General features: G+C 71.6%; 13 protein-coding genes. 7 read left to right on the top strand and 6 right to left on the bottom strand.

Annotation, left to right across the window (positions count from 1 at the left end; genetic code table 11):
* Window positions 1–29: 29 nt before the first annotated feature.
* On the bottom strand, window positions 30–863 hold the full coding sequence (locus FB391_RS03810; protein ID WP_141892943.1) for a purine-nucleoside phosphorylase: 834 nt from the start codon (window positions 861–863) through the stop codon (window positions 30–32).
* Between the two features lie 113 nt (window positions 864–976).
* Here FB391_RS03810 and FB391_RS03815 point away from each other — a divergent pair, with 113 nt between their 5' ends.
* Window positions 977–2425 carry an NAD(P)H-quinone dehydrogenase gene (locus FB391_RS03815; RefSeq protein WP_425462933.1) on the top strand — a complete coding sequence of 483 codons (1449 nt, stop codon included), beginning with the start codon at window positions 977–979 and terminating at the stop codon, window positions 2423–2425.
* Between the two features lie 127 nt (window positions 2426–2552).
* Here FB391_RS03815 and FB391_RS03820 read toward each other — a convergent pair whose 3' ends face one another.
* From FB391_RS03820 to FB391_RS03830, 3 genes are all read right to left on the bottom strand, one after another.
* Window positions 2553–2855 carry a hypothetical protein gene (locus FB391_RS03820; protein WP_141892945.1) on the bottom strand — a complete coding sequence of 101 codons (303 nt, stop codon included), beginning with the start codon at window positions 2853–2855 and terminating at the stop codon, window positions 2553–2555.
* 22 nt (window positions 2856–2877) lie between these two features.
* Window positions 2878–4644 carry an ATP-binding protein gene (locus tag FB391_RS03825; RefSeq protein ID WP_141892946.1) on the bottom strand — a complete coding sequence of 589 codons (1767 nt, stop codon included), beginning with the start codon at window positions 4642–4644 and terminating at the stop codon, window positions 2878–2880.
* Window positions 4645–4722: 78 nt separating this feature from the next.
* On the bottom strand, window positions 4723–5400 hold the full coding sequence (locus tag FB391_RS03830) for a Maf family protein (RefSeq protein WP_141892947.1): 678 nt from the start codon (window positions 5398–5400) through the stop codon (window positions 4723–4725).
* Between the two features lie 43 nt (window positions 5401–5443).
* Here FB391_RS03830 and FB391_RS03835 point away from each other — a divergent pair, with 43 nt between their 5' ends.
* From FB391_RS03835 to FB391_RS03850, 4 genes are read left to right on the top strand one after another with little or no spacing between them, the layout of a single operon-like run.
* Window positions 5444–6805, top strand: coding sequence for a class I SAM-dependent RNA methyltransferase (locus FB391_RS03835; protein ID WP_141892948.1), 1362 nt, complete (start codon window positions 5444–5446; stop codon window positions 6803–6805).
* Between the two features lie 9 nt (window positions 6806–6814).
* Complete coding sequence (locus FB391_RS03840; protein ID WP_141892949.1) at window positions 6815–7492, top strand: response regulator transcription factor; 678 nt, start codon at window positions 6815–6817, stop codon at window positions 7490–7492.
* Complete coding sequence (locus FB391_RS03845) at window positions 7482–8732, top strand: sensor histidine kinase (protein WP_185842924.1); 1251 nt, start codon at window positions 7482–7484, stop codon at window positions 8730–8732. The genes FB391_RS03840 and FB391_RS03845 overlap by 11 nt, the downstream gene beginning before the upstream one ends.
* The gene (locus tag FB391_RS03850; RefSeq protein WP_185842925.1) at window positions 8729–9832 is read left to right on the top strand and encodes an MFS transporter; all 1104 of its coding nucleotides are present in this window, start codon (window positions 8729–8731) and stop codon (window positions 9830–9832) included. Before FB391_RS03845 ends, FB391_RS03850 begins: the two co-directional genes overlap by 4 nt.
* Window positions 9833–10177: 345 nt before the next feature.
* Here the strand turns inward: FB391_RS03850 and FB391_RS03855 are convergent, their stop codons facing one another.
* Both FB391_RS03855 and FB391_RS03860 read right to left on the bottom strand, forming a co-directional pair.
* The gene (locus FB391_RS03855) at window positions 10178–10417 is read right to left on the bottom strand and encodes an acyl-CoA carboxylase subunit epsilon (RefSeq protein ID WP_141892950.1); all 240 of its coding nucleotides are present in this window, start codon (window positions 10415–10417) and stop codon (window positions 10178–10180) included.
* Window positions 10414–12003, bottom strand: a complete 1590-nt coding sequence (locus FB391_RS03860; protein WP_425462934.1) for an acyl-CoA carboxylase subunit beta — start codon at window positions 12001–12003, stop codon at window positions 10414–10416. The genes FB391_RS03855 and FB391_RS03860 overlap by 4 nt, the downstream gene beginning before the upstream one ends.
* A 122-nt stretch (window positions 12004–12125) precedes the next feature.
* Between FB391_RS03860 and FB391_RS03865 the strand changes: the two genes are divergently transcribed.
* Entirely contained in the window at window positions 12126–12932 is an 807-nt protein-coding gene (locus tag FB391_RS03865; RefSeq protein WP_141892952.1) for a biotin--[acetyl-CoA-carboxylase] ligase, read from the top strand.
* Window positions 12933–12986: 54 nt separating this feature from the next.
* A complete protein-coding gene (locus FB391_RS03870; RefSeq protein WP_141892953.1) occupies window positions 12987–13574 on the top strand; it encodes a PH domain-containing protein in 588 nt (195 codons plus the stop codon).
* Window positions 13575–13588: the final 14 nt, after the last annotated feature.

A 13588-nucleotide genomic window follows, 5' to 3' on the forward strand; every position in this document is an offset into this window, starting at 1 on the left:
GGGTGGAGGGGACGTGGGGACCTGCTCGCTCACATCGCGCCGATCACGTGGGCCAGCAGCGAGGAGATGACCGGCTCGGCCTCGCGGCCGGCGTCGATGACCTCCTGGTGGCTGAGCGGGGTGGTCTGGATGCCGGCGGCCATGTTCGTGATGAGCGAGAAGCCGAGGATCTCCATCCCGGCCTGGCGGGCGGCGATCGCCTCGAGCGCCGTCGACATGCCGACGATGTGGCCGCCGATGGTCTTGGCCATCTGCACTTCGGCGGGCGTCTCGTACTGCGGTCCGCGGAACTGGCAGTAGACGCCCTCATCGAGACTCGGGTCGATCGAGCGGGCGAGATCGCGCAGGCGCAGCGAGTACAGGTCCGTGAGGTCGATGAAGGTCGCGCCCTCGAGCGGCGAATCGCCGGTCAGGTTGATGTGGTCGCTGATGAGCACAGGACGACCGGGGGTCCAGGTGTGCTTGATGCCCCCGGCGCCGTTCGTGAGGACCATCGTGCGGGCCCCCGTCGCCGCGGCGGTGCGCACGCTGTGCACGACCCTGCGCACCCCGTAGCCCTCGTAGTAGTGCGTGCGTGCGCCGATCACGAGCACGCGGCGACCCTTGGGCGTGACCACACTGCGGAGGGTGCCGACGTGACCGGCGAGGGCCGGTGCGCTGAAGCCCGTCACCTGCGTGGCGGGGAACGTCGCGGTCGTCTCGCCGAGCAGCTCGGCCGCCTTGCCCCAGCCGCTGCCGAGGGTGAGCGCGATGTCGTGACGTTCGACGCCGGTGATGCGGGCGATGTCCTCCGCGGCGGCGGCGGCGACCGCGAACGGGTCGGCAGCGGGGTCGTCGAGAGGGTTGCCGTTGGTGTCTGACATGGGACCACTTTAGGAAGCGCGGGCCGCGAGAGCCAGAACGGACGTGACCCGCGCGCGCCGGGAGTGTCGCGGCATGTCGTACCGGACACGCTCAGCAGGGGAGAATGGAAGTCATGTCGATCAGCTTCGAGACCACCCAGAGCGTCGCCATCCTGGGCGGCGGCCCCGGAGGCTACGAAGCGGCGCTCGCCGCCGCCCAGCTCGGAGCGGAGGTGACCGTCGTCGAACGGGCGGGCATCGGCGGCTCGGCCGTCATCACCGACGTCGTCCCCTCGAAGTCCCTCATCGCCACCGCCGACGCGGCCGTGGCGATCGCCGGAGCCGGCGATCTGGGCGTGCAGCTGTTCGCCAAGGGCAAAGAGGGCAAGCCCCTCAAGCCCGAGATCGCGATCAACCTCGCCGCCGTCAACAAGCGCCTGCTGACTCTCGCGCGGCAGCAATCCGACGACATGCGCGCCTCGCTCGTCGAGGCGGGCGTCCGGATCGTCTCGGGCCACGGCCGCCTCGAGGGCGACAACGCCGTGGTCGTCTCGACCGGCCCCGGCGGTACCGACTTCGACCGTATCGAGGCCGACACCCTCGTCGTGTCGACCGGCTCCTCGCCGCGAGAGCTCGCCAGCGCCAAGCCCGACGGCGAGCGGATCCTCACCTGGACGCAGCTGTACAACATGTCGGCGCTGCCAGAGCACCTCATCGTCGTCGGCTCGGGCGTCACCGGCGCCGAGTTCGCCGGCGCCTACATGAACCTCGGCGCGAAGGTGACGCTCGTCTCCAGCCGCGACCAGGTGCTCCCCGGCGAGGACAAGGATGCCGCGGCCGTCCTGGAGCGCGTGTTCAAGCGCGGCGGCATGAAGCTCCTGTCCAAGTCACGCGCCGACAAGGTCGAGAACACCGGCGACGGCGTCGTCGTGACGCTGTCGGACGGCCGGACCGTCGAGGGCAGCCACTGCCTCATGGCCGTCGGCTCGATCCCCAACACGCGCGGCATCGGGCTCGAAGAGGCGGGTGTGCAGATGACCGAGTCGGGGCACATCCAGGTCAACCGCGTCGCCCGCACGTCGGTGCCGAACATCTACGCCGCCGGCGACTGCACGACGTTCGTGCCGCTGGCCTCCGTCGCCTCGATGCAGGGCCGCACGGCCGTCTTCCACGCGCTCGGCGACGTCGTGATCCCGCTGGAGCGCCGCCGCATCACCTCGAACATCTTCACCGCCCCCGAGATCGCGACCGTGGGGTGGCAGGAGAAAGAGATCGAGGACGGCCACATCAACGGCGTCGTCCACAAGCTGCCCCTGGCCGCCAACCCGCGCGCGAAGATGATGGGCATCAAGGACGGTTTCGTCAAGCTCATCGCCCGCGAGGGAAGCGGAACCGTCATCGGCGGCGTGATCGTCGGCCCGCGCGCCTCCGAGCTCATCTACCCGATCGCGATCGCCGTGGAGCGGCGCCTGACGGTCGACCAGGTCTCGCGCGTCTTCGCGGTGTACCCGTCGCTGTCGGGCAGCATCACCGACGCGGCCCGCGCGATGCACGTCGTCGACCACAACGTCTACGGCGGCTGACCCCACAGCCGTCCGGATCATGTGCTCTCGCCGAGAGCACATGATCTGCGCGCGCGTGACATGTGCTCTCGGCGAGAGCACATGATGCGAGTGGATGCCGGGCGCCCGGCATCCACTCGATCCCCGTTCAGTCCAGGCCGGTGCTGGCGCCCCAGAGCTCGGAGGCGCGGACCGCCGCGGCGTCGACCAGTGCGCGCAGCTCGGGTCGGTCGGGCATCGGGAACGACACGTAGGCGCCGCGACCGCCGGCGATCGGGCGTCCGTAGGCCTTGACCGCGAGCGAGTGGTCGGGCAGCAGTCGCACCGTGAGCGTCTGCAGCTCGAACTCCTCGCCACGGCGCACGTCGGTCCACCGCAGGTCCGGCGGTATCACCACGTTGATCGCGAGGGCCGACACCTCGGGCGCGGCGGGGTCAGGAGTGGCGGGCATGCCGCCATCCTGCCAGCGGACGTCAGGAGATGGTGAGGAGCTGGTGACCGGCCGACACGGTGGTCCCGGGGTCGGCGTTGATCGCGCCGATCACGCCGTCCTTGTGGGCCTGGATGGGCTGTTCCATCTTCATGGCCTCGAGCACCACCACCAGGTCGCCCTTGACGACCTGCTGGCCCTCTTCGACGGCGACCTTCACGATCGTCGCCTGCATGGGCGACTTGACGGCGTCGCCCGAGGCGCCGGCGACGACCGACGAGGCGTGCGAGCGGCGCGACGGCGGCACGGCGGCGGGGCGTCCCGACAGGCCCGGAGCGGGGGCGACGCGGTCGGGCAGGCTGACTTCGAGACGCTTGCCGGCGACCTCGACGACGACGGTGTGGCGCGCCTCGGCCGGCTTGGGCGCTTCGAGCTCGCCGTCCCAGGGCGCGATGTCGTTCACGAACTCGGTCTCGATCCAGCGCGTGTACACGCCGAACACGCCGTCCTCAGCAGTGAACGCGGCGTCGCGGACGACCTTGCGGTGGAACGGGAGCACGGTGGGAAGGCCGGCGACCTCGAACTCGTCGAGCGCGCGGCGCGAGCGCTCGAGCGCCTCGGCGCGGTCACGGCCGGTCACGATGATCTTCGCGAGCAGCGAGTCGAAGGCACCGCTCACGCTGTCGCCGGCGGTCACGCCGGAGTCGAGGCGGATGCCGGGTCCGCCGAAGGTCTTGAAGACGTGGATCGGGCCGGGCTGGGGGAGGAACCCGCGACCCGGGTCCTCGCCGTTGATGCGGAACTCGATCGAGTGGCCGTCGGGCTGGGGATCGTCGTAGCCGAGCTCCTCGCCCTCCGCGATGCGGAACTGCTCGCGCACGAGGTCGATGCCGGTGACCTCCTCCGAGACCGGGTGCTCGACCTGCAGACGGGTGTTGACCTCGAGGAACGAGATCGTTCCGTCGGCGCCGATGAGGAACTCGCACGTCCCCGCGCCGACGTAGCCGACCTCCTTGAGGATGGCCTTGGACGCCGAGTAGAGGATCTCGTTCTGGGCCTCCGTCAGGAACGGCGCCGGCGCCTCCTCGACGAGCTTCTGGTGGCGGCGCTGCAGCGAGCAGTCGCGCGTCGAGACGACAACGACGTTGCCCGCGGCATCCGCGAGGCACTGCGTCTCGACGTGGCGCGGCTTGTCGAGGTACTTCTCGACGAAGCACTCGCCCCGGCCGAAGGCAGTGATCGCCTCGCGCGTGGCCGACTCGAAGAGCTCGGGCACCTCGTCGATCGTGCGGGCGACCTTGAGGCCGCGTCCGCCGCCGCCGTAGGCGGCCTTGATCGCGATCGGCAGGCCGACGGTCTCGGCGAAGGCCACGACCTCCTCGGCACCGGCGACGGGACCGGGGGTGCCGGGGGCCAGCGGGGCGCCCACCTTCTCGGCGACCGCGCGGGCGGTCACCTTGTCGCCGAGAGCCTCGATCGCCTCGGGCGACGGCCCGATCCAGACGAGACCCGCCGCGATCACGGCGCGCGCGAAGTCGGCGTTCTCAGCGAGGAAGCCATAGCCGGGGTGCACCGCGTCGGCGCCCGAGCGGCGGGCGACCGACAGGATCTTGTCGATCGACAGGTATGTGCCGGCGCTAGTCGCACCGTCGAGCGCGTAGGCCTCATCGGCGAGACGCACGTGCAGCGCGTCGCGGTCCTGGTCGGCGTAGACGGCGACCGACGCCTTCCCGGCGTCACGAGCGGCGCGGATGACGCGAACGGCGATCTCGCCGCGGTTGGCAACGAGAACCTTGGCGATCTGAGGCATGGATGCCAGCCTACCGACGCACTTCCTCGGTCTTTTGAGCGCTTCGTACAAGAACCGAAGAGAAACGTGGGATTCCTACTACAAAGCCGGCGTGCCCTCCAGGGACGGGTCGACGGTGTTCCACAGGGCCGTCCACTCCACCCCGAGCTCGCGCACGAGCAGGCGCAGCGTCGACACCGACATGCCGACGACGGTCGACGGGTCGCCGTCGACCCGCGAGATGAACGCCCCGCCGAGGCTGTCGACGGTGAAGGCGCCGGCCACGTGCAGCGGCTCGCCGGATGCCACGTACGCCTCGATCTCGGCATCCGTCACGTCCTCCACGAACGAGACGGATGCCGCGGCCGTCGCGTGGACCTCGCGGGCGGGTTGTCCGGGCTGGACGCGCACGACGGCGTGGCCGGAGTGCAGCACGCCGGTGCGCCCGCGCATCGCGCGCCAGCGGGCGGTGGCGTTCTCGGGCGTGTACGGCTTGCCCAGGACCTCGCCGTCCAGCTCGAACATCGAGTCGCCGCCGATGACGATGCCGTCGAAGTCAGGGATGTCGTCGTGGAGCCGCGCGGCCACGTCCGCGGCCTTGCGCCGTGCCAGCAGCAGCACGTGCTCGTCGGGCGCCAGGGTGCGCTCCTCAGCGGCCTCGACCGCGGCGATCACCGCCTCTTCGTCGACGTCGGGAGCCAGGGTGAGAGGGCGGATGCCGAACTGTCGCAGCAGCATGAGCCGGGCGGGCGAGGTCGAGGCGAGGCAGACGCGCATGCCCCCACCGTACGCGGCACGGCGCGCGGCGTAGGCTCGACGGGTGAGTGCAGCCGGCGACGTCATCGACCTCGAGATCACCGATGTGGCCCACGGCGGCGTGTTCGTCGGCCGCCACGGTGCCGATGCGGAGGGCAGAGGGCGCGTCGTCTTCGTTCCTGACGCGATCCCCGGCGAGACGGTGCGCGTGCGCCTCACCGACACCGCGAAGAAGTCGTTCTGGCGTGGCGAGACGCTCGAGGTGCTCGATGCCTCGCCGCATCGGCAGCTGCACGTGTGGCGGCAGGCCGACGTCGACGTCGAGCCCGAGTATCGCCCCGGTGGCGCGGACTTCGGCCACATCGAGCTGTCGCACCAGCGCGAGCTCAAGACACGGGTCCTGCTCGACGCCCTCCAGCGCTTCGGCGGCATCGAGGCGCCCGTCGCGACCATCGCGGCCGCGTCGCCGGCCCTGTCGGAGTCCGGCGAGGTGCTCGCCGCAGACACGGAGGACGGCACCGGCTGGCGCACCCGCGTGAGCCTGCACGTCGACGCCGACGGGCGCATCGGCCCGTACGCCGCGCGCAGTCATCGCGTGATCACCGACCTCGACTACCCGCTCGCGACCGCGCAGATCGAGCGCGCGGCCCTCGAGCTGCGCAGCGGCGAGCCCGGTCGCATCGACCTGGTGCAGCCCGCCGACGGACGGGTCCGGGTGCTCCCGCGTCCGGAGCGGGGGAAGGATCCCTCCCGCCGCCGTGGCGGCGCACGCACGGCGTCGCGCGGGCCCGAGTCAGAGGTCGTCATCGAGCGTGCGGGCGGGCGCGACTTCCGCGTGGATGCCGGCGGCTTCTGGCAGGTGCACCGCCTCGCCGCGCACACGCTCACGCAGCACGTGGCCGCCGTCCTGCAGGAGGCGCACCCCGAAGGTCCGTCGATCGACCCGGACGCCTGGCACCTCGATCTCTACGGCGGCGTGGGCCTGTTCGCCGCGACGCTCGGCGACCTGGGCGGTCCCGCGACCCGCGTGACGAGCGTCGAGTCGGACGCGCGGGCGACGGAGCACGCCGGTGAGAACCTCGCGGAATGGGTCGGATCCCGTGCCGAGACGGCGCGCGTCGACCGCTGGCTGGCGCGGCTCGCGGCGGAGGCATCCCCCTCTGAACGAGAGCGGCTCTCTCGCGGAGTCGTGCTCCTCGACCCGCCCCGCGCCGGAGCCGGACGCGACGTGGTCGAGCACATCACGGCGCTCTCGCCCGAGAAGGTCGTCTACGTCGCCTGCGATCCCGTGGCGCTGGCGCGCGACGTCGCCACCTTCCGCGCCGGCGGCTACGAGCTCGCACGCGTCGACGCGCTCGACCTCTTCCCCAACTCGCACCATGTCGAGGCGGTCGCGGTCCTGACCCGCCCTGGCGGCTCTCGCTAGGCTGTCGGCATGACGCACGTGGCCCTCATCGACGACCACGAGTCGGTGCGGCTCGGGCTGGAAGCCGCGTGCGCGCGGATCGGCGACATGGAGGTCGCCTTCTCGGGCAACACCGTCACCGAGTATCTGGACTGGCGGGCGCTCTCGCGCGAGGCGCCCGCCGACGTCGTCGTGCTGGATCTCACCCTCGGCGACGGCACGACCGTCACCGAGAACGTGGTCCGGCTGGTGCGCGACGGCTCCAGCGTCATCATCCACAGCGTCGCCGACCGTCCGGCGGCCGTGCGCGAGGCGCTCGCCGCGGGCGCGGCGGGCGTCGTCAGCAAGTCGTCGCCCATCGGCGACGTCATCGCCGCCGTGGGCACCGTGGCACGCGGCGAGCCGCTCAACAACGTAGAGTGGGCCAGCGCCGTCGAAGGCGACCGCGACTTCGCCGATGCCCAGCTGGCCGCCCGCGAGCGGGAGGTGCTGCGGCTGTATGCCGCGGGTCTGCCGCTGAAGGCCGTCGCCGATCGCCTCGGGATCGCCTACTCGACCGCGAAGGAGAACATCACGCGCATCCGCGTGAAGTACGTGGAAGTGGGCCGCCCGGCGCCCACCAAGATCGACCTGCTCCACCGTGCGGTGGAGGACGGGCTGATCGACGAGCCGGCGTCCGATTCGGGGGACATCGCGCGTGGCCGCTGACGGGCAGACCGCGGTGCTCGACACCGCGTGGGCCCAGATCCCGCATTCGCGCGAGGCGACGGCGGGGATCGGATCCTTTACGCGCTCGCGCGTCGAGCGCATCATCTCGCTGGTGGCGGGCGGACTCGGATCCCTCGTGCTCGGCGTGCAGGCCTTCATCACCGCCCTCGGGCCGTCGGACGAGCGGCCCGGCTGGCATGAGGCGCTCATGATCGCCGTCTTCGGATCGCTGAGCATCATGATCCTCGCGTGCGTGATCGGGCGCGGCGTGCGGCTGGCGGCCGGGGCGTTCGCGCTCGTGTACATGCTGGCGCTCGCCGCGTGGCCGATCGCGACGGAGGGGATCGCGCCGCAGACCCTCGACGAACCGTGGATCTGGTACCTCGTCAATCTCGCCACCCTCGCCGCCGTGCTGGCGTTCCCGTTCCCGCTGCAGATCGGGTGGACGATCCTCGCCCCGGTGCTGTTCGGACTCGTGCGGCTCATGCAGGGCGGCTTCACGACGGACTACTGGATCGCCGTCACCCTCGACGTCTCGTTCGCGCTGATCCTCGGCGGGGTCATCCTCACGCTCGGCTGGCTGTTCCGCTCGGTCGCGGTGAACGTCGACGAGACGCGTGCGCGCGCGGTGTCGTCGTACGCGCGGGCCGCCGCCGCAGACGCCGCCGAGCAGGAGCGCGTGGCGGTGGCGGCGCTCATGCACGACAGCGTCCTGGCAGCCCTCATCGCCGCGGAGCGGGCCACCACGCCGCGCGAGCGGACCCTGGCCGCGGCGATGGCGCGCGAAGCGCTCACGCGGCTCGCGAACACCGAGCAGGATGCGCACGAGGGCACCGACGAACCCCGCGACGCCCACCAGCTCGCCGATGACATCGAGGCCGCCGCCGGCGAGCTCGGCGTCGAGGTCGACGTGCAGCGCGACATCGCACCGGGCAGCCCGCCGCTGCCCGGCCGCGTCGCCCGGGCGCTGTCGCTGGCCGCCACCCAGGCGGTCGCCAACGCGCTGCAGCACGCCGGCGGTGCCGGACTCGGTGTGGCGCTGTCTGCGGCCGACGGCCGGGTGCGCGTGGACGTGCACGATGCCGGGGAAGGCTTCGACCTCGAAGCGGTGCCCGACGACCGCCTCGGCATCCGGGCGTCGATCGTCGCGCGCGTGGCCGCGGTGGGCGGCAAGGCCGACCTGGAGACCGACGCGCACGGCACGTCCGTGCACCTCTCGTGGCAGGAGGGCGTCGCGTGATCAGCGTCAAGAACGTCCTCATGCTGCTCGCGGTGGCGTTCACGGCCTATCTCGCGGCACGTGGTCTGTGGTGGACGACGAGCGATGTCCCGCAGCCGCTCATCGTGGTCGCCGCGCTCGCGCTCTACCTGGTGACGACGTGGCTGTGCGTGTTCTGGGAGCCCACCTCGGGGTACGTGCTCTCGGCGGGTGCGACCGACGAGAGTGCGATCCCGGCGCCGGTGGCAGAGACGGAGTCGCAGACGCCGATCGACGGCATCCGCGGACCCCGCTCACTGCCGCCGCTCGCCCAGGTGCTGGCACTGGCATGCGCGGCGATCGTCCCGAGCGCGATCGCCCTGGCCGTCGGTCCCGGCAACCGCACCGAGCCGTTCGCCACGTGGTACCTGGGCGGCATCGGGGCGCTCATGACGATCGTCATGGTGCGCCGGCGGCCCTGGACAGCGTGGTCGGGCATCGCGCTGCTGACCGTCGCGTCGATGGCCTGGATGGGGCCGCTCGGAGCGCTGTCGCTCGGCCTCGTCGGCTCGGTCGTGTGGGTCGCGTGCGCGCAGCTGCTCGTGCTGTCGATGGACCGCGCCGCGCGCGACACGTCGCGCCTGACGCGGCTGCAGCGGGCGGCCTCGGCGTGGCAGACCTCTCAGGTGGTGCGCCAGCGCGAACGGCGCGTGCAGGTCCAGAAGGCCCTCGCGGTCGCCGGGCCCGTGCTGACGCGCACCGTCGCTCATGCCGGCCACCTGACCGACGCCGACCGTCTCGAGGCGCGCCTGGCGGAGGGGCGGCTCCGCGACGAGATGCGGGGGCCGCGTCTGCTCGACGACGACGTCCGCGCCGAGCTGGAGCGCGCGCGCCGCCGCGGCGCCAACGTGACGGTCCTCGACGAGGGCGGTCTGGACGGCGTGGACGAAGAGACGCTCAGCGTCATCCGTGCGCAGCTGGCAGAGACGCTGCGTTCGGCCAGCTCGGACCGTCTCTACATCCGGACCTCTCCCGACGCGCGGATCGCCGTCACGGTCGTCGGCCGCTCCATGTCGGTGGGGGGCCCGAGCGACGAGGACGCCGTCGACCTGTGGCGCGAGATCCCTCACCCCGGCCGCTGACCGCTGAGTGGACGGGATGCCGGGGCGCGGCATCCCTCAGGGCGACGGCGTGGCGGCGAGAAGCCGGATTCGTCCCCCGCCCAGCAGGGGGAGGGGAAGCCAGGCGGGGAACGTGACCGGAGGAGGCGAGGGGCGGCGAAGCCGCCCGCCCCTCGCCTGGCGGACGGTTACCCGAAAACCGTCCGCATGGCCGGATCCGGGATATCCGCTGAGCGGATTCGGATCGACCGAACGCAGAAGCGTTCCAGCAAGACAAGTATCTCCGGGCCGCAAGAAGATTGTCTGTAGGTATTTCGGGGGACAAAGCTGTCCGCCGAAACAGACCGGGCTCCGTGACCGACGGGTTCAGCCGAAACGGCCCCACCCGAGGTCGCGGTTCAGCGGCTGTCGCATGGATCGGGCCGACAGCTCCCATCCGCTGCGGCAGCGCGTCTCTTCGGCGACCGCCTCGGAGGCCTCGCCCGTGTACGCCTGGCTGACGACGGCGATGAGCGCCGCGAGTTCCTCTTCGGTCGGCGCCCCGCGGCGCACGTCGATCGTGACACCGGGGCCGCCGGCATCCTTCTCGTCGTCGGCGACGCTCACAGCGGGATGTTCCCGTGCTTCTTGGGCGGCAGGCTCGCGCGCTTGCCACGGAGGGCACGCAGGGCCTTCGCGATCGACACGCGGGTCTGCGCGGGCTCGATGATGCCGTCGAGCTCGCCGCGCTCCGCGGCCAGGAACGGCGAAGCCACGTTGTACGTGTACTCGCTGGCAAGCCGCGCACGGACGGCGGCGACGTCTTCGCCGGCCTCTTCGGCGCGCTTGATCTCGCCGCGGTAGAGGATGTTGACCGCGCCCTGGCCGCCCATGACGGCGATCTCGGCGGTCGGCCATGCGAGGTTGATGTCGGCGCCGAGCTGCTTGGAGCCCATCACGATGTACGCCCCGCCGTACGCCTTGCGCAGGATGACGGTCACCAGTGGCACCGTCGCCTCGGCGTAGGCGTACAGCAGCTTCGCGCCGCGGCGGATGACGCCCGTCCACTCCTGGTCGGTGCCGGGAAGGTAGCCCGGAACGTCGACGAGGGTGACGATCGGGATCGAGAATGCGTCGCAGAACCGCACGAAGCGGCTCGCCTTCTCGCCGGCCTCGATGTTGAGGGTGCCCGCCATCTGCGACGGCTGGTTGGCGATGATGCCCACCGAGCGTCCCTCGATGCGGCCGAAGCCGATCACGATGTTGGGGGCGAACAGCGGCTGCACCTCGAGGAAGTCCTCGGCGTCGACGATGCCGCGGATCACCTGGTGGATGTCGTACGGCTGATTCGGCGAGTCCGGGATGAGCGTGTTGAGCGCGCGGTCCGCGTCGGTCGTCTCGAACTCGAAGCCCGATTCGTACACGGGCAGCTCGGCCATGTTGTTGTCGGGCAGGAACCCGAGCATCGAGCGGACGTAGTCGATCGCGTCGTCCTCGTCCTCGGCGAGGTAGTGCGCGACGCCCGAGCGGGTGTTGTGCGTGTGCGCACCGCCGAGCTCCTCCATGCCGACGTCCTCGCCGGTGACCGTCTTGATGACGTCGGGGCCGGTGACGAACATCTGGCTGGTCTTGTCGACCATGACCACGAAGTCGGTGAGCGCGGGGGAGTAGACCGCGCCGCCCGCGGCCGGGCCCATGATGATCGAGATCTGCGGGATGACGCCCGAGGCGGCGGTGTTGAGGCGGAAGATCTCGCCGTACTTGCCGAGCGCGATGACACCCTCCTGGATGCGCGCACCGCCCGAGTCGAGGATGCCGATGATCGGGATGCCGCTGCGCAGCGCGAACTCCATGACCTTGATGATCTTGTCGCCGGCAGCCTCGCCGAGCGATCCGCCGAAGGTCGAGAAGTCCTGCGAGTACACCGCGACCGTGCGGCCGTGGATCGTGCCGACGCCGGTGACGACCGAGTCGCCGTAGGGGCGCGAGCGGTCCATGCCGAACGCCGTCGTGCGGTGACGCACGTACTCATCGAGCTCGACGAAGCTGCCGGTGTCGAGCAGCTGCTCGATGCGCTCGCGGGCGGTGCCCTTGCCCTTCGCGTGCTGCTTCTGCTTGGCGGCGTCCTCGGGGTCGAGGACGGCCTCCTGGTAGCGCGCGCGGAGGTCGGCGATCTTGCCGGCGGTCGTCGAGAGGTCGGGCTGCTCGGTCACGGATTCCACCCTATCGGCGGGCTCCCGCGATCCGTTGGAGGGTTCGCACAAGGGGTTGCGGCATCCACTGTCTCTCTTCGCGCGATGCGGTGGCGATCCGGGCCGGGGCGTACCGTGTGGTCATGTCGTTCCCGCTGGAGGGATACCCCCTCGCCGCCGCCGTCAGCCCCCGTGTCCAGGTCGTGCCGACGACGGACTCGACCAATGCGGACGTCGTGCGCCACGTCACCGACGCACCGGAGGAGTGGCCGCACCTCTCGCTGCTGCTCACCACCGATCAGCGTGCCGGACGCGGCCGGCTCGACCGCACGTGGGTGACGCCGCCCGGCTCCGCCCTCGCCGTGTCGGTCGTTGTCGACGTCGCCGCGATTCCGCCGGCTGCTCGCGGCTGGGTCCCGCTCGTTGCCGGGGCGGCCATGACGCGCGCCGTCGCCGCGCAGCTGGTGGGCACCGTGCACTCCACGACCCTCAAGTGGCCCAACGACGTGCTGGTGGACGGCCGCAAGGTGTGCGGCATCCTCGCCGAGATCGTCCCCGCGCATCCCGATGTCGTCGTGATCGGCTCCGGGGTGAACACGCGGATGCCCGCGGTCGATCTTCCGGTCGACACCGCCACCTCGTTCGCGGCCCTCGGACAAGAGTGCGACGAGGATCGCCTGCTCGCCGACTACCTCGGAGCCCTCTCGGAGCAGCTCGGCGCGCTCGCGTCCGCGCACGGCGACGCGGCCGCCGCCGGCGTGCTCGCCGAGGTCGAGGCGCTGTGCGGGACGGTGGGCGCGGACGTCGCGGTCTCGCTGCCGGACGGCGAGACGCTGCGGGGCCGCGCGCAGCGCATCGATGCCGATGGCCGCCTCGTCGTGCTGCAGGACGGGGAGTTCGAGAGCGCGGTGTCGGCCGGCGACGTCGTCCATGTGCGCCGCACCACCTGACGCGACACGGCGGTTTCGCAGGCGCCTGTCGGCGGTTCCGGTCACAATGGACCCATGACGCAGCCGATGGGACTGGGCGGCAGGCCGCTGACCCCGGCCCCCGGCGCGCCCACGCCTGAGCTGCTGGTCGCGAAGTTCCGCGGGCACGCGCGTCGCCTGCTCTGGTCGGCGCTGGTGCTCATCGCCATCGCGGGAGCGTGCGGGTACTTCTACGGCAACCTGCCCGCCGGTCTGCAGAATTGGATGCTGCTGGCAGCGGCCGGAGCCGTCGTGCTGCTGCTGGTGGTGCTGCCGTTCCTCGCCTGGTGGGGCCACGTGTACACGATCACGACGCGGCGGGTGCTGGAGCGGCGCGGGATGTTCGCCGCCAAGCGGCGCGAGCTCGCCCATGTCCGCGGGTACACGCTCACCGTCAAGCGCGGGCTGCTGCAGCGCATGTGGGGAGCCGGCACCATCACGCTGCGCAACGGCGTCGATGAGCCGATGCGCCTCGCCGACATCCCGTCGGTCGCACTCGTCCACGAGGCGCTGGTCGACCAGGTCGAGGTCAACCAGATCCTCGCGCACCGCGACGCGCAGCCCCTGCCGCCCGGTCCGCCGCCGCCCGTTCCGCCGACCGCGCCCACCACCCCTCTCGCGTAGGTCCCGCGCCGTCC

This window comes from Microbacterium kyungheense (genome assembly GCF_006783905.1).
GTDB classification, from domain to species: Bacteria; Actinomycetota; Actinomycetes; order Actinomycetales; family Microbacteriaceae; genus Microbacterium; species Microbacterium kyungheense.